The following is a 13368-nucleotide window of genomic DNA, read 5'->3' as shown; positions in this document are numbered from 1 at the left end:
GCTTGACGAGTCGTTGGGTTTTTGCAACAGTATGTTCCATGAGCCCGGTAAGACGCGGCAAAGAGCTGCCGATCTACAACCGGCTTCCCGTGCTCCGGGCCGAGCGTGGACTGAGCAGGGCCGCCCTCGCGACGGCCGTCGAGGTCAATCCGCAGACCATCGGCGCGCTCGAACGGGGAGACCACTACCCGAGCCTGGACCTGGCGTTCCGCATCTGCGCGGTGTTCGACCTCCCGGTCGAAGCCGTGTTCAGCCGCGAACCGTTCACGCCGCTGTCCACTCAGGTCTACCGGGAGGGGGGAACATGAGCGAGGAACGAGGCCGTCTCGCGGCGTACTGGGAGCGTCAGCAGGAACGATGGGAGGAGCTGGAACGCAAACGCGCCCTCCGGCTTCCGTCGTGGCGTACGAGGAAACGGCGGCGGACGCTGAGTGTGCTGGTGGTGACGGGCGATCTGATCCTGATCGCCGGTGCCGCCTTGTTCCACACCGGCCACACCCCCGCCTTCCTGGTGTGCTGGTTCGGCGGCTGCTTCATCGCGGGCGGGGCGCACTATCTGCTGCGGATCCTGACCGGCAAGATGAGCAACGGGTTCTCCAGCCGTCTCGACGAACGCGAGCGGGAATGGCGTCATCGTGTCACTTTCGTCAGCTATCAGGTGCTGGTCGCGCTGATGCTGATCGCGGTGTTCTACGGCCTGATCGTCGCCGGTACCGAAGACGGTGGCGCGCGCGGCGCGATGATGGCCTGCGCGCTGCTGGTCACCGGGACCACGCTCTCCGGCGTCATCCTCGGCTGGTCGCTGCCGGACGACGACCCCGAAGACTTCGAAGGGGTGAGCCCGGCATGACCACCACCCGGACGCGAGCGGATCGTCGCCGGCTCGCCGTCGCCGCCGTGATCGGCCATCTGGTCGTGATCGCCGGTGCCGCGCTGCTGCGCGAGCCGACCTTGTGGTTCGCCGTGGGCCTGATGGGACCGGGGCTGTGTCTCTGCGTCGGCACGGCGGCGGTGCTGCGCAAGGCCGTCGGCAGGCCGGGCTCCGCGGCGAAGGATCTCGACGAACGCGAACTGCTGCTGCGAAACCGCGCGCACTACGCTGCGTTCCAGGGAATCTGCGTGCTCATGCTGGTGGATCTCGGGTACGGGCTTTACGCGGCGGGGCAACCGGATTCCGGTTCGCTGCTGGCCGCGATGACAGCGGCGTTGTTCGTCTTCGGGACGTCGCTACCGGCGCTGTGGCTCGCGTGGCGGCTGCCGGACGACGACCCTGAAGACTTCGAGGGGGTGGCTCCGGCATGACCGGGGACAAGAAGCGGCACAAGATGTCCATCGGCGTGGTCGCCGTCGTGCTGGTGGCGGGTGGGGTCCTCGCCGGCGCGGGGAGGGCGGTCCTGGTCTACCGGGCCACCTCGGTGGTGAGCAACGTCAAGCTGGACGGGCTGATCGAACGGAACCGCACGGTTTCCGGCGTCCATCGGGGATTCGCGGCGCTGGTGCGGTATTTCGAAGAGGGGAAGTGGAAATGAGCGAGGGGAAGCTGGAGATCGACAAGGTCTCCAAACGCTACGGCGCGAAGGTGGCGCTGGACGAGGTGAGCTTCGAGGTCCAGCCCGGTGAGCTGTTCGGTTTCGTCGGCAGCAACGGCGCGGGCAAGACCACCACGATGCGGATCGTGCTCGGGGTGCTGGCGGCCGACTCCGGCCAGGTGCGCTTCGGCGGCGCCCCGATCACCCACGAGACCCGCACGCATATCGGGTACATGCCGGAGGAACGCGGGCTGTACCCGAAGATGAAGGTGCTGGAGCAGCTGGTCTATCTCGCCGAGCTGCACGGGATGTCGGCCAACGACGCCCACCGCAGCGCCGAGAACTGGATCGCCCGGCTCGGGCTGACCGAACGGCGCAAGGACGAGGTCCAGAAGCTGAGCCTCGGCAACCAGCAGCGCGTGCAGCTCGCCGCCGCGCTGGTGCACGATCCGAAGGTCCTCGTGCTGGACGAGCCGTTCTCCGGCCTCGACCCGCTGGCCGTGGACGTGATGAGCGGGGTGCTGCGGGAGAAGGCCGCGACCGGGGTGCCGGTGGTCTTTTCCAGTCACCAGCTGGATCTGGTCGAGCGGCTGTGCGACCGCGTCGGCATCATCCGAAGTGGACGGATGGTCGCCTCCGGCACCGTCGGGGAGCTGACCGCCGGCGCGGGCAACGGGCTCGTCGTCACCGCGCCCGGCGCCGTTCCCGGCTGGGCTTCGGCCGTCCCCGGGGTCCGGACGATCGAGCAGAACGGCCCGACGACGATCCTCGAACTCGAGACGGGTGCCGACGATCAGGCCGTGCTCGCCGCGGCGCTGGCCACCGGGCCGGTCACCGAATTCACCAAACGCAGGCGTTCGCTGACCGAGCTCTTCCGCGACGCGGTCGCCGAAAAGCCTGCGGCACAGGGAGTTTCCGCATGAACACCGTTTCCTCATGGCGCGCGGTCCGGCTCATCGCCACACGCGAGCTGAACACCCGGCTGCGCACCAGGTCCTTCGTGGTCGGCACCGCCGTCCTGCTGGTCATGCTGATGGGCTACGTCCTGCTGCAGTCGACGCTGATCAGCAACGAGGACAAGAGCAAGGTCGGTCTCACCGGCCAGACCGCCGGGATCGCGCAGCAGCTCAAGACCGCGGGCGAGGCGATCGGCGAGAAGATCGAGACCGTCACCGTCGCCGATCCGGCGCAGGGCCGCTCGCAGGTCGAGAACGGTGATCTCGACGCGTTGCTGTCCGGCAACGCCACCGAGCTGAAGGTGCTCGTCAAGTCCGAATTGGACACCAAACTGCGTGCGCTGCTGAACGGCGTTTCCCAGCAGGAGGTGTTGAACGGCATCCTGTCCGAAGCCCAGGAATCCCCTGAGCAGGTGATGCGCACGGTCCACCAGACGCAGGTCGAGGTCGACTCGATCAAACCGCCGGACCCCGAGAAATCGCAGCGGATGGTCATCGGGCTGATCGTGGCGGTGCTGCTGTACATGAGCATCGTGACCTACGGGACGCTGGTCGCGCAGGGCGTGGTCGAAGAGAAGTCCAGCCGGGTGGTGGAGATCCTGCTGTCCACGGTGCGGCCGTGGCATCTGTTGCTGGGCAAGGTGATCGGGCTCGGCCTGGTCGGGCTGACGCAGCTGGTGATCATCGGTGGCGCCGGGTTCATCGTCGCTTCGGCGACCGACGTGCTGACGCTGTCCGGCGTCGCGACGAGCGCCCTGCTGTGGGGTGTCGTGTGGTACCTGCTCGGGTTCCTGCTGTACGCCACCGTCTACGGCGCCATGGGTTCGCTGGTCTCCCGCCAGGAGGACACGCAGTCGGTGATCGGGCCGGTCAACATCGTGCTGATCCTCGGCTTCGTCGTCGGGTTCAACCTGCTGGCCCAGGCGCCGGAAGGCACGGCAACCAAGGTGCTTTCCCTGGTGCCGCTGCTTTCCCCGGTGCTGATGCCCGCGCGGATCGCGGCGGGCACCGTCGAGGTGTGGGAGATCGCGGCGTCGCTGGGCCTGACCGTGGGCGCCATCGCCCTGTTCACCTGGCTGGGCGCGCGGATCTACCAGAACAGCGTCCTGCGGGTCGGCAGCCGGATCAAGCTTTCGGAAGCCCTGCGCAGCTAACCTTTGATGGCGCCGTAACGCTCCAGAGCGACCTGGCGTTCGTGCGCGTGGTCGACCATCGGTGCCGGATAGTCCTCGACGTTCTCCGGTTTGTGCACGGCCTTGCCCTGCACGGACCGGAGTTCGGGGACGTAGCGCCGGACGTAGTCACCGGCGGGGTCGAACTTCTCCCCCTGCGTCGTCGGGTTGAAGATCCGGAAATAGGGCGCGGCGTCGGTGCCGCTGCCGGCGACCCACTGCCAGTTCAGCTGGTTCGACGCGAGATCGCCGTCGACCAGATGCTTCATGAAATGCCGCGCGCCGAGCCACCACGGCAGATGCAGATCCTTGACCAGGAAGCTCGCCACGATCATCCGGACGCGGTTGTGCATCCAGCCCTCGGCGAGCAGCTGACGCATCCCGGCGTCGACGATCGGGAACCCGGTGCGCCCCTCGCACCACCGCTGGAAGGCTTCGTCGTCGCTCTCGTGCTCCATGGCGTCGAACCGGGAATCGTAGTTCTTCCGCGCGGTTTCGGGGCGGTGCCACAGGACGTCGGCGTGGAACTCGCGCCAGGCGAACTCGCCACGCAGTGCCTTGGCTCCGGCGCCCTCGTTCCCCGCGAGGTCGGCCAGCAGGGTGCGCGGGTGCACACAACCCCAGCGCAGATATGGCGAAAGCCTTGTCGTACCGGGACGATCGGGACGGTCGCGATCCTCGTCGTAGGTTTCGAGGCCGTCGTCCAGGAACTCGCGCCAGCGCTCCAGCGCCGCCTTCTCGCCGGGCTCGGGCAACTCCATCCCTTTGAGCGATGGGGATTTCGGAAGCTTGACCGATCGCGGCGGCTCCACCCAGTCCACAATGGACTTCCCGGTGTCGGCGGGGCGCGGCCAGCCGTGACGCACCCACGCGCGGTAGAACGGGGTGAAGACGCGATAGGGGTCGCCATCGGGTTTGGTGATGCGGCCGGGTGTGATCGCGTACGACGAACCCGTCTCGACCCAGGCGATGTCGTGCTCCGCCAACGCCTTCTCGACCTCGTCGTCGCGGCGGCGACCGTACGGGCCAGTGTCGGTGCTGACGTGCACGGCAGCGGCGCCGAACTCGCACGCGGCCTTGACGACCTCCTTGACCGGGTCGCCCTTGACCAGCATCAGGCGTCCGCCGAGCTGGTCGTCCAGCGCCTTCAGGCAGCCGTGGAGGAACGCGACGCGCGGGGCGCCGGAGGGTTTGAGGAGCGCGTCGTCGAGGACGTACAGCGCGAGGACGTGCTTGCTGTGCTTCGAGGCCTCCAGCAGGGCGGCGTGGTCTCCGAGGCGGAGATCGCGGCGGAACCACAGGACTACCGGGGCTTCTCTGGTCACTCCGGCAACCCTAAGCGTGCTCTCGCGCCTCCGCACGCCCGGATGTCATGAAAGGGCCGTTCCTGACGAAAAACGTCAGGAACGGCCCTTTCATGACATTTGCGGGAGGGGGGGATCAGCGCTCCGAGATGGGCGCGTAGTCCCGCGACGCGTAGCCGGTGTAGATCTGCCGCGGGCGGCCGATCTTGGTGGCCGGGTCCTGGATCATCTCGCGCCAGTGCGCGATCCAGCCCGGCAGGCGGCCGAGCGCGAACAGCACGGTGAAGTACTTCGTCGGGAAGCCGAGCGCCCGGTAGATCAGGCCGGTGTAGAAGTCGACGTTCGGGTACAGCTTGCGCTCGATGAAGTAGTCGTCCGAGAGCGCGGTCTCTTCCAGCTTCTTCGCGATGTCGAGCAGCTGGTCGCCGCCCTTGAGCTTGGAGAGGATCTCGTCCGCGGTGTTCTTGATGATCTTCGCGCGCGGGTCGTAGTTCTTGTAGACCCGGTGCCCGAAGCCCATCAGGCGGACACCCTTTTCCTTGTTCTTCACGCGCTGGACGAAGTTCGCGACGTCGCCGCCCTCGGCCTGGATGCCCTCGAGCATGTCCAGGACCGCACTGTTGGCGCCACCGTGCAGCGGGCCGAACAGGGCGTTGATACCCGCCGAGATCGAGGCGAACAGGTTCGCCTCGGAGGAGCCGACGAGGCGCACGGTCGAGGTGGAGCAGTTCTGCTCGTGGTCGGCGTGCAGGATGAACAGCAGGTCGAGCGCCTTGGCGACGTCCGGGTCGACCTCGTAGGGCTCGGCCGGGAAGCCGAAGGTCATCCGCAGGAAGTTCTCGACCAGGCCGAGCGAGTTGTCCGGGTACAGCAGCGGCTGGCCGACGGACTTCTTGTACGCGTACGCGGCCAGGGTCGGGACCTTGGCCAGCAGGCGGATGGTGGACAGCTCGACGTTCGGTTCGTCGAACGGGTTGAGCGAGTCCTGGTAGAAGGTCGACAGCGCGGATACGGCGCTGGACAGCACCGGCATCGGGTGCGCGTCACGCGGGAAACCGCTGAAGAAGGCCTTCAGGTCTTCGTGCAGCAGGGTGTGGCGCTGGATCTTCTCGGTGAACTCCGACAGCTGCGTCTGGGTGGGAAGCTCGCCGTAGATGAGCAGGTACGAGACCTCGATGAAGGTCGACTTCTCGGCCAGCTGCTCGATCGGGTACCCGCGGTAGCGCAGGATGCCGGCGTCACCGTCGATGTAGGTGATGGCCGAGGACGCGGCGCCGGTGTTCACGAACCCCGGGTCGTGGGTGATGTACCCGGTCGTCGCCAGCAGCTTCCCCAGCTCGATCCCAGGCGCACCCTCCACCGGGTGGATCACCTTGAACTCGTGCTCGCCGTTGGGCAGGCGCAGCGTCGCGGTCTCGCCGGACTGCCCCGCAGCCGTCGTCGCGTCGGACATGTAAGTCCCTCTCACGTTCAGCACGGGCCGGCGGCGCCTGTAGGTTCCACAGGTACGCCCTCTTTCACGCGCGTGACCCACGGCCTCGCTGCACACCGCCCCGCTGGGGTATAAATTCCCCTCCACGCTAGTCGAGAATGGGGTCAACGCGCAGCGGGTGAGTTGCTCACAACAGCCCCTTTGGGACCAGGTTCACACGGCGGATGCCATATCTTCGGCCGTCGGCGGTTCCGCCCCGCTCCGCGAGACGGTGATCGACGCCGCTTTCGCCGCGAATTCGAGCGCCGTACGCCAGCCGTCGGCGTCGAGAGTGGACACGTCGCGCACGCCGTTCGAGTACAGCCACGCCAGGAGGGCGCCTTGCACGGTGTCACCGGCGCCGATCGTGTCGACGACGTCGACCCGGCGTGACGGGACCTGCGCGATTTCGCCCGCTCGTGTGATGACGGACAACCCCTGGGCGCCTCGGGTGAGCACGACGGCATCGACTCCGCAAGAGGTCCAGACCTTTGCCGCGTCGACCGGGTCGGCGCCTTCGGCGAGCCATTCCGTGTCGTCGTCGGAGATCTTGAGCAGGCGGACATGCGGCAGCCAGGACTTGAACCGCGCACGGTACGCGGCCGGATCCTCGATCAGCGCCGCACGGATGTTCGGATCGAGCACGGTCAGCACGCCGCGCGCGGATTCGCGGCGCAACAGCGTTTCGTAGGTGCTCGCGCCCGGCTCCAAGACCATGCCGAGGGTGCCGAGGGAGAGCGCCGTCACATCTTCGGGCAGCGGGCCGGGGTCGGCGACGAGCCGGTCCGCGGTGCCCTCGGTGTAGAAGGTGTACCGGGCGGAGCCCTTGTCGTCGAGCGCGACCACAGCGAGTGTCGTCGGCTCGTTTCCCCGCTGCAGCAACGCGGTGTCGACGCCGGAGGCGTGCAGCCGGTCCACCAGCGCGACCCCGAAACGGTCGTTCGAGACGCGCGAGAGGAAACCCGTCGGGACGCCGAGCCGTCCGGCGGCGAGCGCGACGTTGTAGGGACCACCACCCATCCGGGGCAGCAGCGCGCGCAACCCACCGTCCACAGTGGAATCCAACGGTTCACCAGGAACGAGGTCGACCAGCGCCTCTCCACCCACCACGATCACGGGCGCGATGCTAGCCGAGGCGGTGGTTCCGCCACCAGAATTGTCAGTTCAGGACATTTTTTGTCGCCAGCCCGCCAAGCAAAAGCTCCGACAACGCCGTGAACGCTTCGGCGTCGGTCACCCCGGTGCGCTGCCCGATCACGCCGGTCTGGATTCCCTCGATGATCAGCCCCGCCATTTCCGCGATCAGCCGCGCGTGCACCTCACGGAAAACGCCGTCGGTGACCCCGCGGTCGATGAACGACCGGATCCGGGCGGCCGCGGCGCGACTGTTGAGCTGATAGGCGTCGCGCGCCGGCGCGAATTCGGCGATGTCGGTCATGAAAGCGGCCGAGGCGCGATTCAGGTATTCGGAGATCCCGGCGAGATACTCGCCGAGGATCTTGCGGGCGTCGTCGATCCCGGCGATCCGCTCCTCCAGCAGCTCGGCGGCCCCCTTGAAAAAGTGGGTGACGACCTTCACCGCGAGCTGCTCCTTACTGGGAGCGAGCGCGTAGAGCGTCGACTTCGAGCAGCGGAGCCTCGCCGCCAGGTCGTCCAGCGTGAACTGGGAGAACCCCTCGGCGAGGAAGAGCGCTTCGAGTTCCGAGAGCAGTGCTCTCTGACGCGCGGTGGGCTGGCGGCGCGAGGTCATCGGATCACTATCCCCTACGCGAACGGTGTCCCCCCAGCGCCGTCTACTGTACGCTGAATCAGCCCACAGTACTGTTTTTAGTACCGTTCAGCTCGGAGGAGCCATGCCGGCGGACCGTCTGCTGCCCAGCACCGAGGCCCAGGACCTGATCGACCTGGCCAAGGAGATCGCGCGCGAGGAACTCGCCCCGATCGCGAGCAAGTACGAAGAGACCGCCCACTTCCCGCGCGAGCAGTTCCGGCTGCTCGGGCAGGCGGGTCTCCTCGGCCTGCCGTACGCGGAGCGGTGGGGCGGCGGCGAGCTGCCGTACGAGGTCTACCTGCAGGTTCTGGAGGAGATCGCCGCGGCGTGGATGTCGGTGGGCGTCGGGCTCTCCGTGCACACGATGTCCTGCTTCGCGCTGGCGCACCACGGCACCGACGAACAGCGTGACCGCTGGCTGCCCGCGATGCTCGAAGGCGGCCTGCTGGGCGCGTACGCGCTCTCGGAGACCCACGCCGGCTCCGACGCGGCCGCGTTGTCCACGCGCGCCCGGCTCGACGGCGACCAGTACGTCGTGAACGGCACGAAGGCGTGGATCACCCACGCGGGTGAGGCCGACTTCTACACGACGATGGTGCGCACCAGCGACGAGGGCGGGCAGGGCATCAGCTGCCTGCTCGTCGACGCGGCGACGCCGGGCCTCTCGGCCGCGCCGCCCGAACGGAAAATGGGCCTCACCGGGTCGACCACGGCACAGCTGATGTTCGAAGACGCCGCCGTCGACGCCGAACGCCGGATCGGCGAGGAGGGTCAGGGGCTGAAGATCGCGCTTTCGTCGCTCAGCTCCGGACGGCTGGGCATCGCCGCATGCGCCGTCGGGCTCGCGCAGGCCGCGCTGGACGAGGCGCTCGAGTACGCGAAGGGGCGCACGCAGTTCGGGCGGCCGATCATCGAGTTCCAGGGCCTGGAGTTCCTGCTGGCCGACATGGCCGCGACCGTCGAGACGTCCCGTGCGATGTACCTCGACGCGGCCCGCCGCCGCGACCGCGGGCTGCCGTTCCAGCGGCAGGCGTCCATCGCGAAACTCGTCGCGACCGACGGTGCGATGAAGGTGACGACCGACGCCGTGCAGGTCCTCGGCGGTGCCGGCTACACGAAGGACTTCCCGGTGGAGCGGTACATGCGGGAGGCGAAGGTGCCGCAGATCTTCGAGGGCACGAACCAGATCCAGCGCATGGTCATCGCGCGGGAACTGCGGAAAGGCTGACACTCCGCGCTGATACGATCACCGATGGTCACCCCTTGGCCGTGAGACACTGTGGATGACGTGAGGAGACGCTGTGACAGCCGTTCCCTATTCCACGACCGGGTCGCACGGTGAACCAGGGTGGGCCATCCCGGATCACCTGCTGTCGGTCGCGGAGTACGCGGCGCTCGGTGAGCCCGATTCCGGATTCACCGAGCTCGTGGAAGGCCGCCTCGTCATGTCACCGAGCCCCAAGAGGAGACACAACAAGGCGCTGTACGCCTTGGCCAGGCAGCTGGAGTCGCAGCTGCCCGACCACCTCGAATTCGTCCAGGACATCGACGTTGATCTGGGGTTGGTGCCGCCAGGCGAGCCAGGCTTCGCCAGGCGACCGGATCTGATCATCGCCCTTCGCGAGGCAGGCGAACGGATCGACGAAGAAGACACGATGTATCACGCGGACGACGTCGTCGTGGTGGTCGAGATCGTGTCGCCTGGCTCGAAACGCACCGACTACGTGACCAAACACGGCGAGTACGCCGACGCGGGGATCCCGCATTACTGGATCGTCGACCTCAGCGAACCGGTCTCGGTCGTCGCCTGCCATCAGGCGGGCGAACTCGGCTATCAGGACTCTCCGGCCATGACAGGCGAATTCAAGGCCCTCGAACCGTTTCCGGTGAAGCTGGACCTCGGCCGGCTGCTGTCGTGAGTGTTTCGGGTCGTTAGAACGACCCGAAACACTCACGAGCCTCCGTACCCCGGCGGGCCGAACTGCTGTGGCGGCGGACCGGGCTGCTGCGGCCATCCGTTCTGCGGCGGACATGGCTGCTGCCCCGGTGCGGGTTGCCACTGGGGCTGCTGAAAACCCTGCTGCCGCGGGAAACCCGGCTGCGCCTGCCACTGCACATCCTGCCGAGCCGCGGCGATGGCGCGGTCCTTGCGCCGTTTCCCGCGGATCAGCATCGTCGCCCCCAAGCCGGTCAGCGCGACACCGACCCCTGCCATCCAGAGACCGTGATTCCGGAACGTCTCGGCACGGGACTCGGCGGCGGCCTTCATCTCGGCGTAGGTGTCCTCGCCGGTGGTGCGACCGTTCTTCGTGGTCTCGCAGACGTCCCCGGGCGACATGATCCGGCCCCCGCATTTGATGAGATTCGGGTCCTCGCGCGAGAACAGCAAGGTGACGACCAGGAACCCGATTCCGACGACCAAGACGAAGACCCAGCGCTTCATGTGTTACACACCCTCCCCGATGTGTCACACATGAGAGCACAGGTGGAGCCGCCATGGCAAGACCAGGTCAGGCCTCGCGGTAACGCCGCTCTTCGGCGACGCCGACCCCGGTCTCCTCGTCGAAGTGGTAGACCTCGCGCCCGCGCACGAACACGCGCATCGCCCGGTTCATCACGTCCAGCGGGTCACCCGACCAGATGACCACGTCGGCGTCGAGGCCCGGCTTCAGCGAGCCGACCTGGTCGTCGAGGTCCAGCATCGCGGCCGGGTTGACGGTCAGCGCCTTGAGCGCGGTCTCCGGGTCGAGCCCGTCCTTCACCGACAGCGCCGCCTGGTACACCAGGAAGTTGATCGGCACGACCGGGTGGTCCGTGGTGATCGCGATCTTCACCCCCGCCCTGGCGAGGATGCCGGGCGCGCGCAGGGTGCGGTTGCGCAGCTCCACTTTGGACTTGGTGGTGAACAGCGGCCCGAGGATCACCGGCACCTCCCGCTCGGCGAGCAGGTCCGCGATCAGGTGGCCCTCGGTGCCGTGGTTGATCACCAGTTTGTAGCCGAACTCGTCGGCCAGCCGGATCGCGGTGACCATGTCGTCGGCGCGGTGGACGTGCTGGTCCCAGTACAGCTCCCCGTCGAGGACCTTGGCCAGCGTCTCCTTGGTGAGGTCGACGTCGAACGGCTTGCCCTCGCCGGCGGCGTGCTCGCGCTGGGCGGCGTAGTTGCGCGCGGCGGTGAAGGCGTCGCGGATGGTCGACGCGACGCCGAGCCTGGTCGACGGCGTCTGCTTCTTCTCGCCGTACACGCGCTTCGGGTTCTCGCCGAGCGCGCTCTTCACGCTGACACCCTCGGCGAAGATCATGTCGAGCACGGTCCGGCCCCAGGTCTTGACGCCGATCGTCTGCCCGCCGATGGGGTTCCCCGAGCCGGGTTTGATGACGACGCTGGTGACGCCTCCCGCGAGCGCGTCGTCGAAGCCGGGCTCGTACGGGTCGATCCCGTCGATCGCGCGGAACCGCGCGCCGTTGGGGTCGGTCATCTCGTTGGTGTCGTTCCCGGACCAGCCTTCGCCGTCTTCGTGCACGCCGAGGTGGGCGTGCGCGTCGATGAACCCGGGCAGCACCCAGCTGCCCGCGGCGTCGATCAGTTCGGCGTCGTCGGGGATGTCGACGTCGGCGGCCGTGCCGACCGCGGCGATCTTCCCGTTCTCGATGAGGACCGTGCCGCCGTCGATGGGATCACCGTCGACCGGGACGACGTAACCACCGACGATGGCCTTGACCTGTGCTTTGTCAGACATACTTTGACACGCTAACGAACTGGGCCGCCGGTCCGCACGCGGGGCTTTTCGAAATGGATCAGTTCGTAGTGCTTCTCGCGCGTGCGGTGCGTCTCGACGTAGCCGAGCTTCCGGTACATCCGCAGCGGCCCCGCGCTCCGTTCCCCGGTGAACAGGCGGAACACGGTCACCGAAGGCGGCGCCGCGTCCTCGGCGGCGAGCAGCAAAGAGCTGCCGAGCCCGTGTCCCTGCCTGTCCGGGGCGACGATGAGCCTGCCGACGAGACCGGCGCCGCCGTCCACGACGATCCGCACGCTCGCCACCAGCCGCCCGGATTCCCTGATGCCCCAGGTGGAACACGCGGGATCACCCAGAGCCGCTTCGGCCTGCTCCAAGGTCTCCGTCAGCGGCGGGAGGTCGAGGTTCTCGTGCGCCCTGGCCTCCGGGACGTACGCCGCGCGCTGCAGCGTGAGCACCTCGCCCGCGTCGGCGGGCCCCAGGCGGAGAAGCGACATCTCAGCGCACCCGGATTCCCCAGCTCCCGGTCCACGACGACGCGGGCTCCAGCTCGATCAGGTCGGTGCCGGTGTTGAGCGCGTCGGCGGGGCAGGTCATCGGCTCGATCGCCACCGCCCGGCCGCGGCCGACCAGGTCGTCCGGGGTGAAGACCTGTGCCCAGCGGAAATCCGGCCCGGCCCAGACCAGCAGCTCCCGGTCCTCGTGCGAGAGGACGTGATGGTGGTTGCCGTCCTCGGCGACGGTCAGCCCGCCGAACGCCGTGTCCAGGTCGACGCCTTCGAGCAGCTTGCCGGACCGGAAGTCGTACTCGGTCCCGTCGACGTCCTGCTCGTCGGCGTACGGCATCTGCTCGTCGCCGAGATACGGCCGGACCCGGCTCGCGGGGAGCGTCAGGGTCAGCTCGTCGGTGGGCACGTCGCCGATGCGGAAGTACGGGTGCGTGCCGAGTCCGACACCGATCGGGCTCTCGCCCTCGTTGCGGATCTCGTGCGTGACGACCAGCTCGCGCGGAGAGATCTCGTAGGTGATCGTCGCGCGCAGCGGCACCGGCCAGCCTTCCTGCGCCGGGACGTCGATGGCCAGGGTGATCGACGACTCCGCGTGTTCGAGGAGCTCCCACTCCTCGTGCCTGGTCAGGCCGTGGATCGCGTTGCCGCGCGCCTCTTCGGTGATCGGGAGCTGCTGCTTCTCGCCCTGGTAGTCCCACTGGCCGCCCTTGGTGCGGTTCGGCCAGGGCAGCAGTACCTGCCCGGCGCCCTTCGGCGGCTTCTCATCCTCGGCGAACGCCTCGACGTAGGGCACCCCGCCGACCTCGAACGCACGCAACCCGGCACCGATCTCGGTGATGACGGCTCGCGCGTTGCCGCGGGTGATCTCGAACTGCTCTCCGGTGGGATTGGCCATGCCGACGAGGTTACTGTGAGAACG

16 protein-coding genes are annotated in these 13368 nt (G+C 67.9%); 8 read left to right on the top strand and 8 right to left on the bottom strand.

From position 1 onward, the window contains the following. The first annotated feature begins 38 nt into the window (after positions 1–38). Genes DMC64_RS10980 through DMC64_RS10955 form a run of 6 tightly spaced genes read left to right on the top strand, consistent with a single transcriptional unit; the run spans position 39 to position 3639 of the window. Complete coding sequence (locus tag DMC64_RS10980; protein ID WP_005155992.1) at positions 39–308, top strand: helix-turn-helix transcriptional regulator; 270 nt, start codon at positions 39–41, stop codon at positions 306–308. After that, complete coding sequence (locus DMC64_RS10975) at positions 305–850, top strand: hypothetical protein (protein ID WP_037347975.1); 546 nt, start codon at positions 305–307, stop codon at positions 848–850. The genes DMC64_RS10980 and DMC64_RS10975 overlap by 4 nt, the downstream gene beginning before the upstream one ends. Next, entirely contained in the window at positions 847–1302 is a 456-nt protein-coding gene (locus tag DMC64_RS10970; RefSeq protein WP_125733395.1) for a hypothetical protein, read from the top strand. The genes DMC64_RS10975 and DMC64_RS10970 overlap by 4 nt, the downstream gene beginning before the upstream one ends. Further along, positions 1299–1529: a hypothetical protein gene (locus DMC64_RS10965; RefSeq protein WP_125733394.1), complete on the top strand. Its 231-nt coding sequence runs from the start codon at positions 1299–1301 to the stop codon at positions 1527–1529. Before DMC64_RS10970 ends, DMC64_RS10965 begins: the two co-directional genes overlap by 4 nt. Beyond that, the gene (locus DMC64_RS10960; RefSeq protein WP_125733393.1) at positions 1526–2452 is read left to right on the top strand and encodes an ABC transporter ATP-binding protein; all 927 of its coding nucleotides are present in this window, start codon (positions 1526–1528) and stop codon (positions 2450–2452) included. The genes DMC64_RS10965 and DMC64_RS10960 overlap by 4 nt, the downstream gene beginning before the upstream one ends. Then, positions 2449–3639 carry an ABC transporter permease gene (locus tag DMC64_RS10955; RefSeq protein ID WP_125733392.1) on the top strand — a complete coding sequence of 397 codons (1191 nt, stop codon included), beginning with the start codon at positions 2449–2451 and terminating at the stop codon, positions 3637–3639. Before DMC64_RS10960 ends, DMC64_RS10955 begins: the two co-directional genes overlap by 4 nt. Here DMC64_RS10955 and DMC64_RS10950 read toward each other — a convergent pair. The 4 genes from DMC64_RS10950 to DMC64_RS10935 all read right to left on the bottom strand — a co-directional run bounded on the left by DMC64_RS10950 (position 3636) and on the right by DMC64_RS10935 (position 8182). After that, positions 3636–4982, bottom strand: a complete 1347-nt coding sequence (locus DMC64_RS10950; protein WP_125733391.1) for a deoxyribodipyrimidine photo-lyase — start codon at positions 4980–4982, stop codon at positions 3636–3638. The two genes, DMC64_RS10955 and DMC64_RS10950, sit on opposite strands and share 4 nt — an antisense overlap. Before the next feature lie 115 nt (positions 4983–5097). After that, on the bottom strand, positions 5098–6414 hold the full coding sequence (locus DMC64_RS10945; RefSeq protein WP_051972324.1) for a citrate synthase: 1317 nt from the start codon (positions 6412–6414) through the stop codon (positions 5098–5100). Between the two features lie 192 nt (positions 6415–6606). Beyond that, entirely contained in the window at positions 6607–7548 is a 942-nt protein-coding gene (locus DMC64_RS10940; RefSeq protein WP_125733390.1) for a carbohydrate kinase, read from the bottom strand. 43 nt (positions 7549–7591) lie between these two features. Then, a complete protein-coding gene (locus DMC64_RS10935; protein WP_125733389.1) occupies positions 7592–8182 on the bottom strand; it encodes a TetR/AcrR family transcriptional regulator in 591 nt (196 codons plus the stop codon). A 103-nt stretch (positions 8183–8285) separates the two neighbouring features. Between DMC64_RS10935 and DMC64_RS10930 the strand changes: the two genes are divergently transcribed. Together DMC64_RS10930 and DMC64_RS10925 are read left to right on the top strand one after the other, a co-directional pair. After that, positions 8286–9431, top strand: a complete 1146-nt coding sequence (locus DMC64_RS10930; protein WP_037347987.1) for an acyl-CoA dehydrogenase family protein — start codon at positions 8286–8288, stop codon at positions 9429–9431. Between the two features lie 73 nt (positions 9432–9504). Beyond that, positions 9505–10122, top strand: coding sequence for a Uma2 family endonuclease (locus DMC64_RS10925; RefSeq protein ID WP_125733388.1), 618 nt, complete (start codon positions 9505–9507; stop codon positions 10120–10122). A 32-nt stretch (positions 10123–10154) separates the two neighbouring features. Here the strand turns inward: DMC64_RS10925 and DMC64_RS10920 are convergent, their stop codons facing one another. The 4 genes from DMC64_RS10920 to DMC64_RS10905 all read right to left on the bottom strand — a co-directional run bounded on the left by DMC64_RS10920 (position 10155) and on the right by DMC64_RS10905 (position 13344). Further along, on the bottom strand, positions 10155–10646 hold the full coding sequence (locus tag DMC64_RS10920) for a hypothetical protein (RefSeq protein ID WP_125733387.1): 492 nt from the start codon (positions 10644–10646) through the stop codon (positions 10155–10157). Positions 10647–10713: 67 nt separating this feature from the next. After that, positions 10714–11943, bottom strand: a complete 1230-nt coding sequence (locus DMC64_RS10915) for an amidohydrolase (protein ID WP_125733386.1) — start codon at positions 11941–11943, stop codon at positions 10714–10716. Between the two features lie 11 nt (positions 11944–11954). Next, positions 11955–12437 carry a GNAT family N-acetyltransferase gene (locus tag DMC64_RS10910; RefSeq protein ID WP_125733385.1) on the bottom strand — a complete coding sequence of 161 codons (483 nt, stop codon included), beginning with the start codon at positions 12435–12437 and terminating at the stop codon, positions 11955–11957. A 1-nt stretch (position 12438) separates the two neighbouring features. Then, positions 12439–13344 carry an aldose 1-epimerase family protein gene (locus DMC64_RS10905; protein ID WP_125733384.1) on the bottom strand — a complete coding sequence of 302 codons (906 nt, stop codon included), beginning with the start codon at positions 13342–13344 and terminating at the stop codon, positions 12439–12441. Positions 13345–13368: the final 24 nt, after the last annotated feature.

The sequence above is a fragment of the Amycolatopsis sp. WAC 04197 genome (assembly GCF_003947475.1).
GTDB lineage: Bacteria > Actinomycetota > Actinomycetes > Mycobacteriales > Pseudonocardiaceae > Amycolatopsis > Amycolatopsis japonica.
This window is presented reverse-complemented; position numbering and strand designations above follow the sequence as displayed.